A 23,111-nucleotide genomic window follows, 5' to 3' on the forward strand; every position below is an offset into this window, starting at 1 on the left:
GTTCCTTCCTGTAACTTCTCCACGCTCTTCCAAGAGCGAGATACCTTTGATTTTATTGTAGTTTTAGAAACTGGTAAGAATCAAGCAAGAGTCCTTTGCAAATGCCACTAAAAGGGGTAGAAGATCCCCACTATGAGTACTCACCGCTGCGACATTTTGATTATCGGCTCTGGCACTGCTGGCTTGGCTTTGGCTCTGAAGCTCTCGGAAAATGGAAAAGTGATCGTGCTGGCCAAAGAAAGCGCCGGTGGAACCAACTCGGCCATGGCTCAAGGTGGAATCTCTGCGGTGATGTCGGAAGAAGACAGTTTTGAGTCCCACGTGCAGGACACTTTGACCGCCGGAGCCGGTCTTTGCAAAGAAACTGTCGTCCGAGATTATGTAGAGCAAGCCCCTGATCGCATTAAAGATTTAACAAACTGGGGCGTTCATTTTGACGTCCGCAGACGAGGCTCTGAAGAAACCAACGAAGTGGATTTGACGCGCGAAGGCGGACACAGCAAAAGGCGCATTCTTCACTTCGAGGACCAAACCGGTTTAGAGATCCATCGCACTCTTCTGGCAAGAGTTCGCGAAAATCCGAACATCACCCTGATGGAAAAGTACTACGCCATCGACCTGATCGTGAACAAAGAGGTCGACCCTGCGGACATGGATCCGGTGACCTGCATCGGCTGTTACGCCCTTAGCAAAGACACCGGAGAGGTGCATACTTTTATAGCAAAAAACACCGCTCTGGCCACCGGGGGTGCGGGCAAGGTTTATCTTTACACTTCCAACTGGGGTGGCGCGACCGGCGACGGCATCGCGATGGCGTACCGAGTGGGCGCCCGCATCGCCAATCTGGAATTCATGCAGTTCCACCCGACGTGCCTGTATCACCGCGAATCCCGCAACTTCCTGATCTCGGAAGCTTTGCGCGGCGAAGGTGGCGAGCTGATCGACAGCAAGGGTCAAGCCTTCATGCGCAAGTATCATGAACTGGGCTCACTGGCTCCGCGCGATGTGGTGGCTCGTTCGATTGATAATGAAATGAAAAAAACCGGTGCTGACTGTGTGTATCTGGACATGACCAAACTGGATCGTGAATTCCTCAAGCAGCGCTTCCCGACTATTTTCAACAAGTGCATGGAATTTGGCATCGACATGAGCACCCAACCGATCCCGGTGGTGCCGGCAGCGCACTATTTGTGCGGTGGTGTTTTGACAGATGTTTCAGGTCGCACGGACATCACAGGCTTGTGGGCCATTGGCGAAACTGCCTGCACAGGTCTGCACGGCGCCAACCGTCTGGCCAGCAACTCGTTACTGGAATGCCTGACCACGGCTCACAACTGCGCTGAGGAAATCAAAAAGCACTGGGACACCTACAGGCTGACGGACAAGGAGCCGAAAGCCTGGACTCATCCTCAGGAATCCAACGACGATGAGATGATCGTGATCAACCACATGTGGGACGAGATTCGCCGCCTGATGTGGAACTATATGGGGATTGTCCGCTCTAACAAACGTCTGGAACGCGCCCAGCACCGTCTGAAAAACATTCTTTCAGAGACCAAAGAATATTATTCGAACATGAAGATCCACCCGGACATTCTGGAGCTTCGTAATATCGCGATTGTGGCCGACCTGTCGGTGGAGTGCGCTCTGCGCAGACATGAGTCCAGAGGTATCCATTACAATCTCGACTATCCGGAAAAGAGCAAGACCGCCCACGATACAATCGTGGTTCGAGGCCTGAATTGACTTGCCCGCTTTAAACGGGCACGGCAAGCTAAGACAGTATGTACAAACGATCTGAAGGCTTCTTTAAGGGCTACCAAGACATCAAACTTTTCTTCCAGATTTGGGACAATCCCGAAGCGCGCGGCACCGTGATCATCACGCATGGCCATGGCGAACATTCGGAATCCTATCACCGACTGATCAAAGCTTTTGAAAGCGACAAATGGAGTTTTTACGGCTGGGATTTGCGCGGTCACGGTCGCTCGGACGGACGCCGCGGTTACGTGGCGGAGTTTGACGATTACTGCAAGGACTACAAAATCTTCCTCGACATGGTGATGAAAGATGAAAAGGTCAAAAAAGGCCCGGTGATCTTGTACTGCCATTCCATGGGTGGATTGATTCAGCTAAAAACCCTGCTGCAAAATTCCGATATCGACTGCACGGCGATGGTCATCAGTGCTCCGCTGCTGGGTTTGACAGTTCCGGTTCCGGCGTTCAAAGCCAAAGGCGCTGGCATTCTGAACAAGCTTCTGCCACAGATCACCATGGGAAATGAGCTTTCCAACGACATGCTGACACGCGATCCAGATGTGATCCGTGAATACGAACAGGATGCTCTTCGCCACACGCGTGTTTCACCCGGCGCTTTTCTGGGCTTCCTGGAATCCTTTGAATTCGTCAACCCTCGTGCGAATCAGCTGAAAAAACCTGCATTGGTGATTGTGTCTGATGCCGATCCGGTGATCAGCACTGCGGCAGCCAAAGCGTTGTACGAACATCTTGGTACCACAGAAAAAGAGCTTTACGTCTATCCGGGCGGAAAGCATGAATTGATCAACGATACGATCCGCCAGACCGTGTATGCGGATATCAAAAAGTTCCTCGACGGTTTTTTGGAGTCTAAGTAATGAGATATTTTCTGGCCTTGGCCACTGTCACAATCCTGTCCGCCTGCGCTTCCACTTATGAAGTGACTCCGTCCGGTCGCACCCTGCGCACGTCTGACGAATACATGCAAGTTCTGGAAGACAACTCGGACAAACTTCGCACCTACAACGGCTTTTACAACGTGCTGGATGTTGAAGGCATTCAGTTGAATTCCAAAGTCGCTGCCGCGCAACTGGATCAGAGCATGCGCCTGTATCAGTGGACGGAAGAAAAATACGCAGAAGAAAAAGCGAAGTTTGAACAGCGTCTTTCCAAACAGTCTGAATTCTTTGTGACCTTCTTTACACCGGAAAGAAAGAACGACGATCTGTACAAAGCTGACACTGTGTGGAGAATCTTCCTGGATGTGGATGGCCGCCGCTTCGAAGGCAAGGCCACAAGAATCAAACTGCCGCTGGCGGAAATCCAGGGCCTGTACCCGATTCACAACCGCTTCTCAACCCCTTACACCTTCACATTCCCGGTTCCGATGATTTCCATCGAGGGCAAGGACCAGAAGCTGACCATCACCGGTCCGGTGGGCTCAGGAACTTTAAGCTACAAATCTTCAAAATAAAAAAAGCCCGCTCTGAAAGCGGGCTTTTTAGTTTTAAGAGCGCTTGAACCGGCGCATGACTTCCATTTCAAACAGGGGCTTCGCAAGCTTTGCGATCTTCAACCCCACCCCCGTCAAACCGGATGGCTCCACCACTTCCAGATCATGCAAAACCGCTTCGCGGATGACTTCGGCATACTTCCCCGGAGTCATTGATTCCGATGGAATCACAAAGTTTTTGGAATACAAAGTTTCGATTTCATCAAACATGCGGGTTTTGATTCCCGGGGTGATCAGCAGCAACGTGCTGACGCCGGTGTCTTTCAGTTCCAGACGAATGCAGTTGGTGAAAGCCATCACGGCCGCCTTGCTTGCTGCATAGGTCGAAGCGCACGGGAAGTTCATATACGCAGAGACGCTGGAATTATTGATGATCTTTCCGCGTTTTCTTTTCAGCATGCCTGGCAGCACCCCTTGGGTCAGATGCACCAGCGCATTCACATTCACCTGCAGCATCTTGTATACGTCATTGATCGGCTGTTCTTCAATCAGACCACCGGTCAATACACCGGCATTGTTGAAAAGGATATCCACCGGCACATCTTTGATTTGCTCCAGCAGATGCTCAACGCCTTCACGGGTCGACAGGTCTGCTTCCCAGATGTTCACGGACTTGGCACCCAGGGATTCAAATTCCTTGATCACTTCGTCGTCTTTTTTTCTGAGCACCAGATGCAAATGGGCTTTGTCTTCGGCACAGATTTTTGCAAAGGCACGACCGATTCCACGACTGGCTCCGGTGATCAGGACATGACGGTTGGTGATTTCCATAGGTGCTTATCCTTCCTTGATAACCGTGCTGGGACTTAAACCCCAGGACTTCAGAATCTCGATTTCTTCGGCGGCCGAGGTGGCTTTTTTAAACTTCGCTCCGGACTGCCCACTCACGCGCTTCTGACAAGAAGGCCAGTTGCGATGACGGTAAACCAAGCCCCCTAGGTTGCTCAGGTAACTAAAGGCTTCTTTCTTCTTTTCACCAGGGCCCTTCATTTCTGGAAGGCTGGTGTCAGCAGGAACCTGCAACAGATCGTAGGGATATTGATCCAAACTCCCAGAGTACAAAGACACATAGTCGTTCTTGGAAAACGCCACCGCAATACGGTCGCAGCGTTCATTCCCAGGTATTCCCACGTGACCGCGGGAATAGTGCCATTCGATCTTGCCTTGTGCCCCGCGGGCAGCAACGACATGGGACAGCTCTTCCCAGATATCCTGATTGGAAACTTCGCCACCTTCAGCAGTTTTCCAGCCGCGACGACGCCAACCATGCACCCACTGGGTGATCCCACGAATCAGATAGGTGGAGTCCGTATAAAAACGCACTGGCACCTTCATGTGCGCAATGGCCTTCAAGGCCTCAAGGGCGGCCGTCATCTCCATGCGGTTGTTGGTGGTGGATTTTTCACCATCCCCCAGCTCCTGCACCTGATTGTCAGGGTAAAGAATCACACTGCCCCAGCCCCCAGGGCCGGGATTGCCGGAGCAGGCTCCGTCGGAATAAATCATGATATGATCGCGAGTATTTGTAGACACGCCCAACATCCTTACGGGCCGGGGCTTTTCTGTCAATGCCCTGTGCGTAGTCGGCATAGGAATTAAAGCCGCCTTGATTCATCCGGCGCCCCCTACAGTCCCGCTCCCCTAGGCGTTCGCACAGAAGTTCGAGACGCTTTGTTTTAGGACTTTTGTATTTTTTTGAGACAAGGTCTCCCCTGATATTCCACAATGAGTAGAATAATAGTCAGATATCCGGGGGGATGTGTGAAAAAGAATAGGTTGGCGGCTTTGGCCGGGGCGTCCATATTGGTTCTTTCTTTTCAGAACTGTGCACCGCAAAGTCTGCGTTTTGATATGGACTCTGAAACAGCCTATCGAATTGACGGTGAACTTCCCGAAAATGCCAAAGTGTCTGAGTTCCAAACGGAAGAATCTGTGGAATACCCATCAACACAGTTGATTCTGGTGGTCGATAACTCCCAAACAATGAAGCAATCACAGGAAGAACTGGTGGCTCGTATCGACGGTCTACTGGCCTCTTTGGCCACGAAAAAGGTGACTGTGCAGCTTATGTCCACCTCCAGCTATCTTACCGCCTCTGGCACTTTGATTTATGGAAGCCTGAAAACAGGCAGTGAAGTTTATGTGAACGACATTTCAGAGCTGGCCGCCAATGACACTCAAGCCATTGCTAAAACGATTTATGGTGGAAGTCCACAGTCTATCGTGCTGGACCCCCGTGATTCGGCGTCTGTTCGTCAGTCTCGCGTAAATAGTATCAAACAATCCGTGCTGAATATGGGAACTGCGGGAAGTGATAATGAATCCGCTCTGTGTTCGATTGTTCAGTTCGCGGCAAACAAATATCAGAAGCCTGCGACAAATGAAAAGGTGGTCTTCTTCGTTTTGACGGACGAAGACAATTATCAAGGTCGTCATTGTATGAATGATCTGGTTTATAACTATGACCGCACGATGTCTGTCGTTTATAAAAGAGTCAGCATTCCATTTACGTTCACGGGGGTGGGCTATCGTGACGGAGTCAGCACGAACGTCGAAACGCGCACTTTCTATGGTTACAATTATCTGGCAAAAGGACAAAGTGAAGTAGGCTTGGCAGGACAGAACTGTCAGGGCGAGGACTTAAAGCGTGTTCAGGACAGTATGGCTGCGCTGGTGGGCAAAACGGCCTCTTATAATGGGGTGAATTTCCACTTTAACGAGGTTCATCTGACAGAATGTAAATACACCGAAGGCGCTTCCACATACTATGTAGAGGAAAGCGAAGGTTTGACGGACTATTGTTCTCAGGCCTATCGTGGACATGCGAATATCATGGCTTATCTTGCTTCCATTTACCCAGGGACTGCTGCGACTCAGGCCTGTAAAATGACGGGCCCGACAGGGGTGCGCCGTGGGATTGTACGCTCGGGGTACTTGCTGGAGGGCGGGACTGATATAGCCCAGAACTTCCTTCGCGATATTTCCAAGACGGCTCTGCAAGGAAACTACTTTATGGCGGTGGTGGGCAATACCCACGGTCAAAGCTGCGAGCTGAAAATGGGACAGTCTTATGCGGAAACCTTTGAACGCCTGCAAAGCTCCAGTCCTGGCGTTGTGCAGACCTATTCCCTGTGTCAGGACGATGACGGTTATAAAAAAGCCTTTGATAAAATCGCTTCCTCTGTTTCGTATATCAGCCAGGAGTTTCCTTTGGAGATTCCAGAGGGTATGAAGATCCGCGATGTGCTGTTAAAAAGAAAGAGCGGTGCAGAGCTTGAAAAGGTCAAGGCCGATCAGTACGACGTGGCTGGTGGTAAAATCAAATTCACCCTGAAACTTTCCAAGGGAGACAAGCTGACAGTCGTCGTCTTCTAAGGGCCGAGAGGTGTCGCGGGTTGAAAAGTCTCAGGCACTTCTTGAAGCCTAAGTTTTCGAGAAATGGACCTATTTTACGTTCTTTCCAGTGCATTCAAAACTTAAAATGATGTCTTTAAAGTCCTGGGGGATTTCAAACTTACGACTGCGAATAATATCGATAGACGGCTGGCCGCTAGGAAATCCCCCAACTATCATAAAGTGATTGCCTTTGCATTGAAGATAAATATGCCAATATGCCACAACTTTACTTTTGCTGTTCATATCTGTCGACAACATCAAAGCAGCAGGATATGAATTGATTTTCCCCGTTCTTCGATACACTTGATTAACGACACTTGCTTTTTCAACTGAGTCGAAATTCTCTGTGGACCAGTTCGTCAACGTGAGCGTAAAAAAATTAGGAAGTTCTTCTTCCCCTACATACGAAGGACACTTTTTCAGACGCTCAATAACTAGGCCCAACGACTCCGAAATGTCGTCGCCTCCGCCATTGGGAGACAATTCATAGCAGCTTTTCGGCATCTTTACTTTGAAGAATGGATTAATAACTAAATCGATTGTCTTTGGCGCTGTTACCGATGTCTTCCACTCAAAGGGCTGAGGGTCCACCTGAACCCCCTTGACCTCTTTCACCAATCTATGGGCCTCGGTGACACCAGAGGTACCTCCTTGAATAGCCCACAATAGACCAAGAACAAGAATCAGAAGCTTAGGCACTACCCCTCCCAAAGAGCTAGATGACATTTTTACCAGTGCACTCAAAACTAGAAATTATATCCTTGAAGTCTTTGGGAATTTCAAACTTCCGGCTGCGAATGATATCAATTGAAGTTTGGCCAGGCTCGAAAGACGTGTCGAAAACATAGTGCTTGCCCTTGCAATGAACATAAACCTTTATATTTGCTACCACTTGACCAGTTCCACCCAGACTATCCATTGATGCTAACAACAGAATTGCCGCCGATTTCCCATTGATCGTACCCAAAGATTTATATACGGCACTACCTCTCATAATCTTTTCCGCTACCGAGTCTTTTCCTGAATACTCATTTGTCAAACGAACGGCCAACCAATTTTTGTTTTCAGTGCTTTTTTGGTATCCCCCACAAGACATTGTTCTTTCAAAAACTAATCCCAAAGAATCTGATATGTCATCACCGCCACCATTTGGCAGCAGCGAGAAACATTTTTTAGGATATACGGCCGAAAAAAAAGGATTCTGAAATTTCGTGTACCCCTTGGGTACATTCGTTAAGCCTTTCCACTGAAATTTCCCTTTATCCAAAACAAATCCAACCTCGTTTCGAAGCGCTTCGGCAGGATTAAGACTTTGCTTTCCTTCAACGGAAGAAACCGGAAGCAACAAAACAAGAACAGCGATTACTTTACTCACCACGGTCACATCTAACTCCTCACACCAACTTCAATATATTCAATAAACTCATTATTGTGTACTATGTATCACCAGATACGCCTGAACTCTAGACCGGTGTCAGTAGGCCTTCTACCGAGATGAGGCCGGAATTGGCCCGGTGACCAAACCTTGGACAGTGACCTTGGGTCCTATTGCAGCTCAGGTCGGATTTCAATGGCACCCGATTCGCAGTTGTAATGGTTCTGAGGTGGCCTATGTCTTTTGCTATTCGTCCTATTCTTGGATTTCTGATCAGTGCTCTGATGGCAGCGCCCGCGCTTGCCAACAATGCTTCTGTGACATCAGCAACATCCGTGATGCAAGCCCCGAAAAAGGACGGTCGCCGCTGGAGCGGTTTTATCAATTCCAGCTATTCCACCAATATGATCGACTATGAAGACGGCACCCGTGGGGAATCCATGGACTATATGGCCCGCTTCAACCTGAAGCTGAACAACACTTTCACCGCCCGCGTTCAGGGTGGTTATGCGCAGGACTTGAAAGACTCCCAAAACGATTCTTTCAGCAACACCACTTTCAGTGTGAACCGAACACCGTTCGAGGTGGGTAAACGCCTGTCCATGAACTATCGCGTGGGCATGGTGGCGCCAACTTCCAAAGACGCTCAGAAAAGACAGAATATGATCACGGCCCTGACGGCGGGAACGACTTTCATTGTCAATCCGGACTATCTCATTTCGGGACTGGATATCACGGCGACTCTGGGCTTCAACCGCAACTTCCACCAGTATGAAACGGCTCTGGATGGATCTGTGAACACAGAATACTCATCGAACCAGGGTTTGTCCTTTGCTTACTCTTTTGCCAACGGCATTTCCCTGTCTGCGGACTTCGTGCATATGAACACCTGGTCTTACCAGCGTGTGATGCGTGATTCTTTCGATTTCTCTCAGGAAATCGGCTATGAAATCAATCCAACGTTCTCGATTGCCATGGGTCATACCAACAGCGGTTCGACTTTGAAACCGAATGGCACTGACTCCAACATCGACCTTATGGACGAAGACACTTCCATCGTTTACGGATCTGTGACTGTTGTATTCTAAGGAACTTCATGAAACTGTGGCTGGCACTTCTCATTCTGATTTTGAGTTTCCAGCCGCAGGCCCAGGCGCAAAGCCCCTCCCCCGGATTTGATATTGTTTTTGATATCGACTGGACTACCTTCTACAGCATAAAAAATCCTGACGATCATAAAGGCGACAGACAAATTCGCGTTGTCGAGGAAAAAGCCTATCGCCACACTGATTTTCTGCCCGAAATGATTGAAGCCCTGATGCAAAGACACCCGGATGCGCGCATTTCATTCTTCAGCGGGGGCACCAAATCCCGCAACGAAACCCTGTTATCGCAAGTGCATTTATCCGACGGCAGATCCCTGCTGCAGATCGCTCACCGCGTGTTTTCCAAAGACCACCTGCAGGTGGTTTCTCAGGATGAGACACTGTCATTTCCTTCCCGCTTTAAAAAGAATCTAAGCCTGGTGATGCCCGAAGCGGTACCGGCCCGCACGATACTGATCGATGATCAGACTGACTTTGCCGTGAAACCCCATAAAGCCGTCGGCTCTTTGGGGATCTTTGACTATTTTAAAAGCTATGATCCTTCATTGGCCGGAAAGCCCTATGCCCCGGCTTCATTTGATGCCTGGAGCATGGAACGCAACAAAGCCCTGCTGTGGCTGGCAATGCTTGATACGGCCCTTGAAAATGCCCGCGTTCATGGCGATCTGGCGACTGAAGCCGAGATCCAATGGAATAAGCACCCGCAAAACCGTTTCACTCTGGAAAAGGGCCGTACTTTGATCGCCCGCCCGAAAGCACCTGCCTGCGGGCGCGTGTTCTAAATCACTTTTCTTTTTTCACCAGATTTTTCAATTTCACATAATACAGATTTTTAAACGGATCATATGCCAGGGAATAAGCCGTGGGATAATGCCCGCTGATCATCACCCTGTCCGGGACGGGAATCAGACTGGCAAACCACGTTGTGGCCTGGATGAATTCTTTGGTGATCATCGGCTCGATGAAGCTCATTTCTCCGTTGTAAAACCCATAGATCATCGTGCTGGTAAAAGGCTGCCCATTGTATTCGGGCGAACGTGGATCCACCCAGTGCCAGCCCATCTGCGGAACTCCCGCCGGCGTCGGAACATAGAAGGGCGGAATCAGCTCAGGCAACGGTTGCTTCATACACACAGCCTCATCCGGCCCAAGACAAGTGATCTTCTGACGGTCCTCGGAGCTCATCATGTAAAAGTGAAAATCAAAATGCGGGCGACCATAGACTGAATCCGGATCATGCCCGTGGGGCATCCAGTCCAGCATCACGTGATTGTACGGAGGCAGCGCCATTGCCGAGGGCAGAGCCACCACAAAAACCTCCGGGGCATGCTCAGAAAGCCCTTCCATGGCCTCTTTCGGAAAGGCCAATCCGATGGAAAGCGGCTCGCCCGAATCAGTGGTTTCAATGAAGGTGCGCACCTCCCCTTTCCCCATCGTCGTAGGAGGTCCCCAGACAACGACGGCGTTTGCTCCGATCCCATACAGACACACTGAAAGCCACAGCATTAGAAGCTTCATTTCTTCCTCCTTGAAGACATACCCATAGCCAATCCCCAGATCCATTCCGAGACAAGATCCTGTGTAAGGAATCAGGGCGCTTGCCTTGTTTCAAAATGAGAAGAGCCCTAATTGTCCCCTGATCAAACTCTGGACACCTTTCGGGGCTGAAATGCAAATAGTTCAAACTGAGGTGGTTTCACCGTGGCACCTTCAATGCATTTATATCCTCTTAGGAGAGAGTCATTTCCCGAAGACCTTTATATTCGATATGGGTCCCGAGAGGTGACATTTTAGGAATGGAGAGAGTTATGTCTAACAAGTCTCAATACGCAAAGGCCTTCACAGCCCTACTGGCGCTGGCAATCTTTGCTACTGGCTGTACAAAGAAAAGGGACGCCGCTTTGCCGGAAGAAGCCCAGGAAAACATCTTTGCGATCAGTGACATCCCTGAGCTGCAAACTGAGAACTCTCAGTATGAGGTTCAGACTGATGACAGTCTCTCCACTCTAAGCCTGGGGGATTCCTCCAAAGCGACGGCGGAAAAAGGTGTGGTTGCGGTTCGCGACTCCCAGGTTCCAAAACGTCTTAAATATATGTTTAAAGGTCTGGAGATGTCCGGTCAGGCTGGCCAGAAGTACTCCATCACTTTCTCTGTTGATAAGCAGTTTGTGACAGCTTACAAAATCGTGACTGACACTTCTGAATTGTCCAATCTGGAAAAACACCTGGCCCAGGTGAAAGAGGAAGTTCAGCTTCAAAAGCAACTTCAGAAATCCAAAGACAACAGCAAAGCGAAGTCCATGGTGGCTTCCTTGAAAAAGATCCGTTCAGAAAAGCAGGCTCTGCTCTCCCAGAAGTCTGCAACTCTGCTGGTTCCACTGTTCAAATTCAAAATCAATGGTTACGGTGTTTTGCAAAGAGTTAAAAATCAGTTGAACGAAGAGACCTCCACTCTTCGCATGAAAACAACTGACTGGGCTGATGCAACTCATATCCAGGTGTCCATCAACCCGGCTGATCGTATGCCGGTGGGTATCGACGCGGCTTCTCGCGGCGATCTGGACCGCACATTCGTAATGAACAAAATCAACAATAAGTTGATGACTGCTGGCACTTTGAACTCTGACTATCAGATCCCGGTGAACCTTGAAAAAGACACTCGCATCCTGACTTTGCTGGATGTGGATGCTTTGCATGTGTTTGAAGTGGGTCAGGTTGGTAAAACGGTATTGACTGACTCTCAATTGGCTCAGTTGAAATCCGGTGCAAAAAATTCCAACGTTCGTCAGTGTACTGAAGAAGTCGTAAAAGCTCTTCCGGCTGAAGCGCAACAGAACTGTATCCTGGTTCTGCGCTACGATGTTCCAGTGACATATGTACGCCCGGAACTGCCAGTTGTTGACTACGAAGGCAACCAGGACGCGACGATCTCTTTCAAAGAGGTTCGTGCCGGTGACTCTGTAGGTCTGGTTCAGATCGCTCAAAACGTACAAGCTAAAAAAGTAGAGGCGAACACTCAGTTCGACCCGCGCACTACAATCAAAATTGCTGATGTTAAAGGCAAAGAATTCTTCTATAAGCGCACGATCGAAGACGTGGCATTCTCTGCTGCTTCCCCAGGTTTGGCTGCTGGTATGGCCGGTTCTTTGACTATCGTTAAGTTCGACCTTGAAGAATCCCGCGTAGTGGTTCGCAAGGCGGACCTGATCGCCAACTACAAATCCGGCACAAACGCAGTTGATTACGAAGAACTGATGTCTTTGCCGGTGAAATACCTGAAACTGGAAGAAAAGGACGCTACCGGCGCGAAATACGCAATGGCTCGTCTGGTTGAAACTTCCCGTAAAGATGCTGACTACATGGAATTGGACTGGACGAAGAATTCTCTTCCACAGGACAAATCCCCTTACGCTGCTATCTATGACGGTTGCCTGACTGGTATCGCTGATGCTCAGGTAATGGACGTCAACATGAAACTGGATCAGGGTGTGTTGAGCTTCACTCAGCAGTACTCCACAGGTCTTCGCTGGGGTTGCATCGGTGACTTCCAGGCCTTTGATGATTACAACGGAACTCCAGGTTACCAGGCAGCGGTTCGCGTAAAAGAGCGCGTATCCTTCAAATTGAATGACGGTTCTACAGACAAAGCGTTTGTTGAATCCATCCCGTTCTCTGCACAAAATGCACTGGGCTACGGTGTTTGGACTATCGGTCAGGCAAATCCTGACAAGAACAACCTGCGCGGTCGCGAAGGCACTGAAAAATCACTGCCGATGGTCCACGATTTCAGAAACGGCAAGAAGCTGGTTTACACAGTAACTGGTTTGCCAACTGATAATCCGGAAATGCGCAAGCTTTACATCGAATCCACTGAAGAGCTGGTGAAGGCATGGAACTTCGCTTACAAACAAGCCTTTAAAGGTTCCGCTTTGGAGCGCTCTGGTGACTATATCGAAATGCAGATCGCCGGTGAAAACGGTGTGGAAGCTCACTTGGGTGACCTTGATAAGAACATCATCCACTTCGAGAACAAACCTGCTGACCACGGCATCCTGGGTGTATCTCAGGTTGGTTTCAACCCTCGCTCTGCGATCGTGGTTGCGGACTCTTTGATCCTTTATGCTGGTAACATGCTGCAAAGCGTGGGTGCGGACTTCCGCAACATGAAGATCAAACAAGACTGGGACAAAATGAAAGAGAGCTTCCGTGAACAGGCTAGCGCTCAGTTGGCTAAACAGCAGGCTGAAGAGGCTGAGGCAGCTAAAAAAGCCCAGACTCAGCAAGGCACAGCCCAGGACAAAGCGGTCGCTGCGACTCAATTCACACGTAAGATGGTGAACATGGTCAAAGGTGCCCAGACTGATGCCAAGTCTAAAATGAAGGCTAAGAACATCGGCGCTTCCATGAACATCTTGAAAGCGGCGGTGGCTGAGCGTAAATCTTTGGGTGGCGACAGCAACTTCAAGTTCTCTTCTCCGCAGACTCAGGACGCTTGGATGAACAAAGTTCACAAAGCGTTGTCTGAAAAACCAGGCATGACTCCTCGTGAAATCGAGACAGTGATGGCTCGTGAGATGCTGGCGGCAAAGGGTTCCAAGCTGTCTGCGAAAGAAAAAGCGACTTTGGCTAAAACTGTTAAAATGGGTGAAATCCACGCCAAAATGATGGCGACGATGCAGAACGCTCCAGGTTGTATGAAAACATCCGCGGAACTGGCTGACTCCAGCTTTATCGCGATGCCATTCAACCAGGCTTTGAAGATCGAGATCATCAATACACTGGGTCACGAGATGGGTCACTCCCAGGGCTTGACTCACAACTTCATCGGTTCCTTCGACAAAGCGAACTTCGCTAACGAAGACGGCACTGAAAGCAAACGTAACTACTCTTCCATCATGGACTACCTGACTCCAGGCAAGTTCAACTGGGATGGTCTGGGTACTTACGACATCCGCGCTTTGCGTGCTTCGCACCTGGGCTTGGTTGAAGCGACTCCAGAAATGATCGCGAAGCTTGAAGGTAACGCTGCTTCCAAGAAGCTTCTTGTTAACGGCAAGTACCTGCACGTGAACACGATCAAAGCTAACTTCGCCAAAAACGGCTGGGCTAACTTCAACAAGTACCAGGTTCAGGGCGTGGTGAAAGAGTACATGTACTGCACAGACAAAGACGTTGGTTACGAGCCTACGTGTGAGCGTCATGACTTCGGTACTTCCGCTCAAGAAATCGTTGAATCCAATATCAACGACTGGGAAAGCATGTACGTGAATTCGTTCCACTCTTGGGACCGCCTGGTGTTCGATGTTGGAACTTCCATCCGTGCAAGCTCCATGTCCTCTTACTACCAGTTCCGTATGCGCAAGTTCATGGACGAGTTGTTCTATATGCTGGTTGTTGACAACAGAAACCCTGCGATCCAGGACTACGTACAGGCTTCTTTGAAGACGTACCTGTTCTACACGCAACTGATCAACACTCCGGATGCGAACTCCCTGTTCCAGAGCGCGGACCGTTTCATTGCGGTTCCTTACGAGAAGAAAGAAGTGAACGAAAAGGGTGAAGAGACCGGCAAGACCTCCATGGATGTTGCGATCGTTGAAAAACGTGCAATCCAGGACATCTCTGTAACCAAAGACCGTCTGGACACTGTAGGCCTTGAGTACGAAAAAATCACGGCCATGGAAATGCTGACTATGAAGGGCTACCCTTCATACAAGTACTACTACAACAGCATCCAGTTCTCGTTCCTGGATTTCGAAAAGTATATCCTTGGCATGAGCCCGGAAAACAGCCTGTTCGTGAACACAATCACGGGCATGATGCTGGATCAACTGCAGCCAACGTTCTCTAATGAAGACGTTACTTTGCAGCCAATCCAGGGTGAAAAAGCGACGGTGACGGCTTCCATGAGATTCTATGCTGGTATCTACGGCATCCTGAATCTGGAAGCATCCACTCTGCGTGACAAAGACAACTTTGCAACTCTGTTCAAAGTTGGCAGCAGCCTGGGTAAAGCGCCTTCTGACAGAACGGCTTTGAGCCAGCTCGGTGTATCTGAGAAATCCAAAACTCGTCTGAGCTTCTGGGCTTTGGACAACGCTTTGGCTTCCCAGACTCTGGTTGATGTGGCGGCTCAGAAAAACTTCTTCATCCAGAATGCAGAAGTTCTGAACCCACTGATGCAGAAAATGGCGGTCCTTCAGCTTCAGAACCTTCTGACTCAAGGTCAGATGGAAGCGAAACTGACTGAAGCGAAGACGGCTCTGACGGCGAAACTGAACGAGCTGAACAAAGATGGCAAAATCGTTTCTGCTGAAATGGTTAAAGCCAATCCGAACCTGAGCATTGAAAAACAAGTTGAGTTGATGACTCAACTGAATGAACAGGTGATCTCTATCTCTGTAGCGGTTCTGACTAAACAACAGGGCGCTCAAGAGGCAGCTCAGGAACTGGCAGCCCAGACGGCTCAATTGGCAGAAGTTCTTCCATTGCTGGCTCTGGACTTCAACGCTCTGAACGAGGCGATGAAAACAGCGGGCGAAGCTCTGAGCAAGCAGCAGGGTCTGGAAGTTCTGGCTCAACTGGGTGACGTTTCATCCCAGTTGGTTGATGGCGGCGGTCTGGAAGTTTCCTACGGCATCATCATGAAGAACCTTGAGTTCCTGAACAAGCTGACTCTGATGACAAACCCAGAGTACAACAGATAATCAATAGGCTCTCCTGGCGCGGATTCCCCTCTCTCTGGAATCCGCGCCTTTTTTTTGTTTTAGACAAGTGACTTGAACCAAACAATAAACCAAGCATGAACCCGGAGTTTTTATGAAAAAAGTAGTGTTTGCAGCCCTTCTGCTAAGTACCTCTTCCGCCCTGGCTGACGTCAGTTCATTCATCGGTCGTTACGACCTGAATGCGTCTGACATCAATGGTGAAACCTTCTGCTATGACGGAGTGATCATATCTGAGAACGAAGAATCTGAACTGGAATTCTATCGCGCCGACGTCACCTATATGCCACTTTATAAAGGTGTTGTGAATGGCGAGGCTCGCGAAGTCAGTGGTTCTCACGGCGAGGCGCTGAGCTCTTCCAAAGGGAAGGAAAAAGTGACCTATAAAAACGGCACTCTGACATTCCAATACAGCGGAGTTAACAAGTTCCTGGGTGTGCCTGCCAGCCGCGTGCAGAGCGGTGTCTCCATGAAAATTTCCGAGAAAGGCCGTGTGCTGACTCTGACCCGCAAGGAATTCGAAGGTGTTGCCTTCGGCGTGGGTCGCGATGCTGTTGCCAAGTGCGAATACATTCGCAGCAAATAGTCCCGGAACAAAAAAAGGGAGGCTTAAAGCCTCCCTTTTTTATTTTTTAAACTCTGGCTTTCGGGAACAGACCTTCCCCTTTGGTCAGAAGTTTCTTCAGCCACACACCGAAGCTGTCCTCCGGTCCTGGCAAACGCTCAGAGATAATCAACCCTTCCCCACGAAGTTTGGCCACCAGGGCTTTGACTTGCTTTTCGGATTCATCAGAATGGCTGAACTTCACACCGTAGCCCGGAATATCCGTGCGGGTGTTTTTATAAACCACAGTTCCGTTCACCTTGATGTGCTGGCTTTGATAGTTCCACTCCATCTCGACCGTATCGTTTTCATGCAGTTCCGGTGCGGAAGACAGGAACAAGCCCCCCTGGGAAATACTTTTGATAAAGGCTTTTTGCCCGTTGGCAGAGCCCATGTGATTGAAGTGATAGCGAGGAGCCGCTTCCCACCAGCGCATGCGTGGATCAAAATAAACTTTCTGAACGGAAGGCACCACAAAGTAAGCCACCACCAGAACATCGATCAAAACCACCACCAACAAAAGCACCAGAGTGCTCATGTTCATATTGGTCCAATAACTGTAGATATTTGAAAGCAGAATCACCAGCAGACAACCAAGATAGGCCCAGTAGCTCCAGCGGCGGCAGATGAAAATAAAGATCCCCGCCAGCACCGGCACCAGAACATAAAGTGCTACGAGTGGCTTTGGCAGAACCTCAAACCAGTACGTCCACTGCTGAGACAGCGTCCTTCCGGAACGAAGTGCATTCAGCAAAAGGTTACCTGCCGGAGCCAGGATGTGAAGCAAAGCAAGGATGATGAGGGACCATGGTTTTGTTTTCATATCAAAAATGATATGGAACCCTCAATTCCTAGACAAGGAAATAGTTATCGATGCTCTTTTCAAGCCGTTCGTTCAACTCTTTGAGACTGCCCAAAGTTTCGATCTTGACCACTTCGTCCACAGGATAAACAACCGCCAGTTTCACCTGCTGCACGTTATCCAGATATTTCATACGATACAGCGCCCAGGTGTAGGCCTCCAACTGCCTGAAAGCAGTGTCAGAATATCGTTGGGATCCGGTTTTGTAATCCACCATCCACAACGTCCCGTCAACAATGCCCCAAAGATCGATCTGCCCCTGCATCAGGGCCTCTTTGTACTTCAGAGCAAAACCCCACTCGACAAAACCTTCATTGATGATTCTTAAAAGCGGCAGTTCCGGGGTTTTTGCCAGGAACTCCAGCGGCTTTTTAAGGTCCTCGTCTGAAATCTTCAAAAGCTCGTCAAAGGAGGTAAACTTCAAAGCTTCAAACAAACGGTGCGCATTAGTCCCCTGCTGAGCCCGGGCCAAGCCCGACCCCAACTGAGAGGCCTTCGGTGTGTAACCACCTCCAGCCTGAACACCTTCCGGCGTCACCAGCTCGGTGACAGAAATATACTTTCGTTTTTCAGATGCTTGCGCCTGCCATTGCGGGCGCAGGTCCTTTTCCGCGAGGTCCTGCTCGGACATCTTTTGCGGCTGAGGATTCTCGCTGCGTACAACGTAAGAAAAATCTTTTTCCTCGTGAAGACCTTCTTCCAGATTCAACGGGCAATGGGCCGCCCAGGATTTCTTCCCGACCTTTTTATCCCAAAGCAACGTCACTCCGGATTTGGCGCGGGTCAAAGCCACATACAAAACACGGTTGAATTCCTCGGTTTCACGCTTGCGCAGTTCTTCCACAATCTGATCGGCCAACACACTGCCGGCCATGGCTTGAGTTTCTTCGTTGCGCACTTTCAAAGACCACTGTCCGGTCTTTTCATGAATGCTCAAAACCGGCGCATGACTGGCGCGCGGGTCATTCCCCATGCCCGGTAAAATCACCTGATCAAACTGCAACCCTTTGGACGCGTGGACCGTCATAAAGTTCACACGTTTGGGTTCAATCACCGGAGTCGCATCCGCATCCTCGCCACCCTCATCGGTCGAAAGTGTTTCAAGACTCGAATCCAGGAAGTCCAGATAGTTAAAACCCGGACGGCGTTCTTCCTGCGAAAGCAAAGAGATAACCTTCCACAGGTTCGCTTCGCGACGGCCGGTGGAATCAATACGTGCGGAATAATCAAACAGACCCAGATCAATCAGGGCCTTTTTCAGTGTCCAGGACAAGCCTTTGATTTCAGCCTGCGCCAAAAGAGCCTTCATCACCCGTAGCGGATGGATTTCGGGCTTCTGATCCAGACCCTTTTGCGCTTCTTTCCAGAAAGAATGACGGAACGAATGGCAATAAGAAAGAATCTCGCTGTCCGGCAGCGCCAGCCATGGCGATCTTAAAAGCGCCACAAAGTTGGCATTGTCATGGGGATTCACCAGGAACTTCAGAACCGCCAAAGCATCCAGCACCTCACGACGCTCATAGAATCCGCTGCCGCTGTGAAGCTGCAAAGGCACACCGTATTCCTGCGCGACCTTGGCAATGTCTTCCAAAGTTCTATGTGTGCGCCCCAGAACACAGATCTGCTCCGGACTGGTTCCAGCCTGCAACAGCTCCTGAATGCGCGCAACAGTGGCCAGGATCTCGGCCGAGGTTTCATCCTCATCACCGGTTTCCGACAGCACAACCTGCACCACCGGAGTCTCGGGGCCTTTTTTCGGTTTCTTTTCATCCGGGGTCATCGCAGCAAACTGCGAACCCAGGCGAGTGAAATAGTGGTTAAAGAACTCAAGCACTTCCGGAGAAGAGCGATAGTTCACAAGCTTGACCTGCACATCACCCTGCTGAGCTTCGATTTCGGCCACCTTTTCACGGAAGACCTCTGAACGGGCGCCACGGAAAAGATAAATACTTTGTTGCGGATCCCCGACGATGAACACCGGCTTTTCTCCGACAAGATGGCGCAATAGCTCCACCTGCACGGGGCTGGTGTCCTGATATTCATCGACCATCCAGAAGTCCCATTCCTGGGAAAACTTCACGGCAGCTTCGGGCTGATCCAAAGTGATCTTGGAGGCCAGGGTTTCAAGATCACTCATCGAAAGCAGACCGCTTTCCAGCTTGGTCTGCATAAAGTCGCGACAGAAGTTCTGTGCCAGTTCTTCAAACAGCGCACAGTTCTTTTCATGGCGATCCCAGTATTCGGGACGATAGCGGGGTTCAGCCAACAAACGATCAACACGGTCTCGCAGCTCTTCCAGCTCTTCATTCAGACTTAAACTGAATGGCGGTGTGGCTTTGCGGAATACCGGCTTGCTGATGTTTTCCCAGAAGGATTCCAGACGGGCAAAGAAGCCCTCCCAGTCGCCGTTAGAGGCATTCCAGTCAAAACCGGTCATTGCCCCCGCATAATCAACCCACTTGTCATTGCTCGTTTCCTGGGAAATTTCCAGGCACACCCGGCGTAAAGCTCCGCCGATGTCGGCAACGAACTTGGCAGTTTCCTGCTCCATCTCTCCCCGACGGATGAAGGTCATCCCTGGGAAGATCACCTGCTCGCCGAAAAACTTCAGCAAAGCGCCTTCCAGAGTCTGAAAATCATATTCTTCCAAAAGCTCCTGCAACTGCGGATTTTCCAGCAGGTATTTGCGCATGATCTTGCGTGCGCCTTTGCGGATTTCAGAATCACTCATGATCTTATAATCCGGAGTCAGGCCGATGGCAGAGCCATAGCGGGACAAGAACAGGCTTAAAACCCCGTGAATGGTCGATATCTGAACCTGGGACTTCGAGCTGACAAACTGAAACAGATCATCGCGCTTTTCATCCAGGGCTTTTCCCAGCAGACGCTCTTTCAGCTCTTGTGTCGCTTTACGGGTGAAGGTCGTCACCACGATACGCGGGAACTTGCCGTGCTTTTCCTTGAAGTCACTCGCAAACTTCAGGAAAGTCTGGGTCAATGTCGTTGTTTTCCCCGCACCGGCACCGGCACGCAGGATGATATTTCTTAGTTCAGGTGTGGTGCCCGACATTGTCGCCTCCACTCACAGCTAGTACAGGTTTTGAAATCTGCGGGTTTTGCGTCACATTCCCCATTTTTGATGCGACCCAAAGTCGTCATCAGAATCTGGCTGAACTCGGTCAAATAGCGTTCTTTGGCCTCAAAGGTGGCATTTTTGTCTTTGCGTTTGTTGGCTGGGTAAAGCACTCCAGCCAGGTCATCGACCTTGAAGCCCTTGCGCTCAAAGTTTCTGAACACATAATAGAACAAACCAATGACTTCACCCTGGATGTCCTGCACCAGGCCTTTTTCCAAAACCCACATATAGAACAACAACTGCAACTCGCGGTTCTTCAGCCAAGAGCCATGGGCGGAAATCCCGCCCGAAGAACTTTTATAATCGACCACCACCAGTTGTTTGCCACCGTCGCTGTCAATACGGTCAATCTGACCGGAAATACGGAAACAGTTGTCACGAGCTTCGGTGGAAATATCCCCGGACTGTGGATCGAGATAGAACTCAAAACGCTTTTCGCGTCCGATGGTGCGGGTTTTCTTAAACTCTTCACGCCAGCGTTTTTCAAAATCCAAAAAGCGCAGCCCCAGTTGGATGTGTTTCTTTTTCAGCGGCGTCCACAGACGCTCGTCCGCGAACACCAGCTTCTTTTCCACCCGCACGGTTTCAAGCAATTGATCCAGCTCGTCAACCTTCCAGTCAAAACGCATAGGCTCAATCGTCAGTTTTTCAAAGATAGCGTGGGCCAGTTGCCCGCGGGTGCGGTGGTCGACATCCAGATCAATATCCGGCAGGTCTTTTAATTTGAAATATCTTTGTGCCGCAAAAATAAACGGACACTCCAGGAAACTTTCCACCGCCGACGCCGAAATGCGTGGCAGTTCGGGTGAAGCAATCGTGGCGAAAGGTGCTTTCCCCAGATCCTGAAGAATTCTTTGTTCCACCAGCTCTTTGCGACCTGCCAGCAGCGGGCGCTCCCCGCGCTGAGTGGAATGTTGCAATTCGTCCCAGCGGGTTTCCAGGGGCACCGTCAGCTTTTCGTGCTCGCCCTGCAGGCTCATCCAGAAAGTGGCCGGTGAACACAGGGAACCGCTTAAGTCCGTGGCGCCGAAGCAATAAAGGTCTTCATCACTTTCCGCTTCTGCCAGCAAACGCAACTCAAACTCCAGATCGCTTTGATCCGGATTGTCCAGATAGAATCCAATGTCTTTGGCCAGTTCAAAATAGTCTTGTCCTGAAAGCTGGGTCTTGTTGCGACCCTTCAGGGCTTCATCAGTCAAGCCCACGAAAATACGACGACGGGCTTTTTCACTGTGGGCCGACATCAGTTTCGTCACCATGATCCCGCGAGGCTCGCCTTTTTCCAAAGTGTATTCCTTGGCAGCGACGATGCTTTCAAGATAGCTCAACCATTCTTTCCAGGTCAGGGATGTGCCGGCCACAGCGTTTTGCAGAAGTTCACGCAAAACAACCTGCACGATATCGGTTTCATCGGAATTCCAGGACAACAAAGCTTTAGCGACAAATTCATCGCGCTTTAAGAAACCGCCCAGATCCATCTGTTCGAAAAAGACCTTATGCACGATTTCATTGCGCGCCAGATCCTCATTGACATAGAGGCTCTTAAACAGGGACCGGAACTCCTCGTAGCGCAGTTGTTGGGCCTCTTCTTTTTCAAAGAATGAAATCTCCAGATCCGAAGTCGATAGTCGGCCGCTTTTGGATCTGAGCAGTGCCAGCCAACGGGTCACCGAAGGCAGGCTTTGTGCCTTGTGAGTGATGTCTTTTTGTGCGGGAATGCCCTCTTCAGCCAGATACGCCTGAAGCACCGGCCAATAGGTTTCAATGTCCGGGGCAATAACGGCGATATTTTCAGCGGCAATGCCCTGATCCAGCCACTGACGAACCTGCCCGACACTGTGTTTGATTTCAGCCAGCATCCCTGAGAAACGCAGAACTTCGGATTTCTTTTCCCCACGCACCACCGCCGGAAGCTTTTGCACTGCCGTGCTCATCGCACGCAGGTCTTCATAAGGTCTTAGCAGGAAGTGGAAGTCCGCACGCCAGGAAGGTGTTGGTTCCAGCACCACGACATCAACCGAACGGGAAAGCACCTGCAGAATCTCGGCTTCCACCCGCGTGATCTCTCCACTGAGATCCACGATCAAGGGCATGTTCCAGACTCTTTCCAGATCATTGAAGTTTTGCAGGTAAGCGGTGATCCAGTCCGCCGTGATCACACGGTGTTCCTTAAGCAGCTTTAGCGCACAGAAACGCGCACGCAGATACCATTCCTTCCAGCGATTCATGGCTTCCGGATGAGTTTCAAACCATTCCGTCAGGCGAGTGGTGCCTTCCGGGTGAAAGATCACCGCCGCCATCTGATCGATATAACTAAACACAGTGTCTTCGGCGGAGGAATTCACACCCAGAACTTCGGCGTGTTCATCCATGATTGTGCGCAGAAGAGATCTGGCAAACGGATCACTGACCAGGCGAAGCCCCGGATCCAGACGCTTCAGCAGCATCTTCCACAAGTCACTGGCACGCAGGACAGATTCATCGATGTACTGACCATCACGGCCCAGGATTTTTTGCTGAAGCTCAAATTTAGTGCGCAGATCCGACACGAGCCAGGATTGCTCGCGGGGATTGTAATTGGCGAAGATCTCAGAAATCTGAGATCTGCTTTCAATGGAAATTACTTTCAGCATTCA

Annotated in this window: 16 protein-coding genes; 8 read left to right on the top strand and 8 right to left on the bottom strand. The window is 50.1% G+C overall.

Annotated elements, in window-relative coordinates; genetic code table 11:
- The first annotated feature begins 132 nt into the window (after positions 1 to 132).
- From nadB to ACZ520_RS14850, 3 genes are read left to right on the top strand one after another with little or no spacing between them, the layout of a single operon-like run.
- A complete protein-coding gene (nadB, locus tag ACZ520_RS14840; protein WP_464126295.1) occupies positions 133 to 1,746 on the top strand; it encodes an L-aspartate oxidase in 1,614 nt (537 codons plus the stop codon).
- Positions 1,747 to 1,784: 38 nt separating this feature from the next.
- Positions 1,785 to 2,636 carry an alpha/beta hydrolase gene (locus ACZ520_RS14845; protein ID WP_464126297.1) on the top strand — a complete coding sequence of 284 codons (852 nt, stop codon included), beginning with the start codon at positions 1,785 to 1,787 and terminating at the stop codon, positions 2,634 to 2,636.
- Positions 2,636 to 3,232, top strand: coding sequence for a hypothetical protein (locus tag ACZ520_RS14850; RefSeq protein ID WP_088564358.1), 597 nt, complete (start codon positions 2,636 to 2,638; stop codon positions 3,230 to 3,232). The genes ACZ520_RS14845 and ACZ520_RS14850 overlap by 1 nt, the downstream gene beginning before the upstream one ends.
- A gap of 33 nt (positions 3,233 to 3,265) precedes the next feature.
- Here ACZ520_RS14850 and ACZ520_RS14855 read toward each other — a convergent pair whose 3' ends face one another.
- Together ACZ520_RS14855 and rnhA are read right to left on the bottom strand one after the other, a co-directional pair.
- The gene (locus tag ACZ520_RS14855; protein ID WP_374031075.1) at positions 3,266 to 4,042 is read right to left on the bottom strand and encodes an SDR family NAD(P)-dependent oxidoreductase; all 777 of its coding nucleotides are present in this window, start codon (positions 4,040 to 4,042) and stop codon (positions 3,266 to 3,268) included.
- Positions 4,043 to 4,048: 6 nt separating this feature from the next.
- On the bottom strand, positions 4,049 to 4,813 hold the full coding sequence (rnhA, locus tag ACZ520_RS14860; RefSeq protein ID WP_464126299.1) for a ribonuclease HI: 765 nt from the start codon (positions 4,811 to 4,813) through the stop codon (positions 4,049 to 4,051).
- Positions 4,814 to 5,032: 219 nt separating this feature from the next.
- On the opposite strand from rnhA, the gene ACZ520_RS14865 reads away from it, so the two are divergent.
- Positions 5,033 to 6,646: a hypothetical protein gene (locus ACZ520_RS14865; RefSeq protein WP_464126301.1), complete on the top strand. Its 1,614-nt coding sequence runs from the start codon at positions 5,033 to 5,035 to the stop codon at positions 6,644 to 6,646.
- Positions 6,647 to 6,715: 69 nt separating this feature from the next.
- On the opposite strand, the gene ACZ520_RS14870 is transcribed toward ACZ520_RS14865, so the two are convergent.
- A complete protein-coding gene (locus ACZ520_RS14870; RefSeq protein ID WP_416480069.1) occupies positions 6,716 to 7,366 on the bottom strand; it encodes a hypothetical protein in 651 nt (216 codons plus the stop codon).
- 16 nt (positions 7,367 to 7,382) lie between these two features.
- Positions 7,383 to 8,051 (bottom strand): hypothetical protein, encoded by a 669-nt coding sequence (locus ACZ520_RS14875; RefSeq protein WP_416480068.1) that lies wholly within the window; start codon positions 8,049 to 8,051, stop codon positions 7,383 to 7,385.
- A 227-nt stretch (positions 8,052 to 8,278) separates the two neighbouring features.
- On the opposite strand from ACZ520_RS14875, the gene ACZ520_RS14880 reads away from it, so the two are divergent.
- Positions 8,279 to 9,130: a hypothetical protein gene (locus ACZ520_RS14880; protein ID WP_416480067.1), complete on the top strand. Its 852-nt coding sequence runs from the start codon at positions 8,279 to 8,281 to the stop codon at positions 9,128 to 9,130.
- An 8-nt stretch (positions 9,131 to 9,138) separates the two neighbouring features.
- Complete coding sequence (locus ACZ520_RS14885) at positions 9,139 to 9,930, top strand: hypothetical protein (RefSeq protein ID WP_464126304.1); 792 nt, start codon at positions 9,139 to 9,141, stop codon at positions 9,928 to 9,930.
- A gap of 1 nt (position 9,931) precedes the next feature.
- Here the strand turns inward: ACZ520_RS14885 and ACZ520_RS14890 are convergent, their stop codons facing one another.
- Complete coding sequence (locus ACZ520_RS14890) at positions 9,932 to 10,666, bottom strand: DUF5602 domain-containing protein (protein WP_416480065.1); 735 nt, start codon at positions 10,664 to 10,666, stop codon at positions 9,932 to 9,934.
- 290 nt (positions 10,667 to 10,956) lie between these two features.
- Here ACZ520_RS14890 and ACZ520_RS14895 point away from each other — a divergent pair, with 290 nt between their 5' ends.
- Together ACZ520_RS14895 and ACZ520_RS14900 are read left to right on the top strand one after the other, a co-directional pair.
- Positions 10,957 to 15,855: a hypothetical protein gene (locus ACZ520_RS14895; RefSeq protein WP_464126306.1), complete on the top strand. Its 4,899-nt coding sequence runs from the start codon at positions 10,957 to 10,959 to the stop codon at positions 15,853 to 15,855.
- 112 nt (positions 15,856 to 15,967) lie between these two features.
- Positions 15,968 to 16,459 carry a hypothetical protein gene (locus ACZ520_RS14900; protein ID WP_464126308.1) on the top strand — a complete coding sequence of 164 codons (492 nt, stop codon included), beginning with the start codon at positions 15,968 to 15,970 and terminating at the stop codon, positions 16,457 to 16,459.
- Between the two features lie 46 nt (positions 16,460 to 16,505).
- Here the strand turns inward: ACZ520_RS14900 and ACZ520_RS14905 are convergent, their stop codons facing one another.
- The 3 genes from ACZ520_RS14905 to ACZ520_RS14915 are packed head-to-tail and all read right to left on the bottom strand — an operon-like array spanning position 16,506 to position 23,108.
- The gene (locus ACZ520_RS14905) at positions 16,506 to 17,300 is read right to left on the bottom strand and encodes a PilZ domain-containing protein (RefSeq protein WP_374033902.1); all 795 of its coding nucleotides are present in this window, start codon (positions 17,298 to 17,300) and stop codon (positions 16,506 to 16,508) included.
- 28 nt (positions 17,301 to 17,328) lie between these two features.
- On the bottom strand, positions 17,329 to 20,409 hold the full coding sequence (locus ACZ520_RS14910) for a UvrD-helicase domain-containing protein (protein WP_464126310.1): 3,081 nt from the start codon (positions 20,407 to 20,409) through the stop codon (positions 17,329 to 17,331).
- A complete protein-coding gene (locus ACZ520_RS14915) occupies positions 20,385 to 23,108 on the bottom strand; it encodes a PD-(D/E)XK nuclease family protein (protein WP_464126312.1) in 2,724 nt (907 codons plus the stop codon). The genes ACZ520_RS14910 and ACZ520_RS14915 overlap by 25 nt, the downstream gene beginning before the upstream one ends.
- Between the last annotated feature and the right edge of the window lie 3 nt (positions 23,109 to 23,111).

Source organism: Bdellovibrio sp. BIS2 (assembly GCF_055398295.1).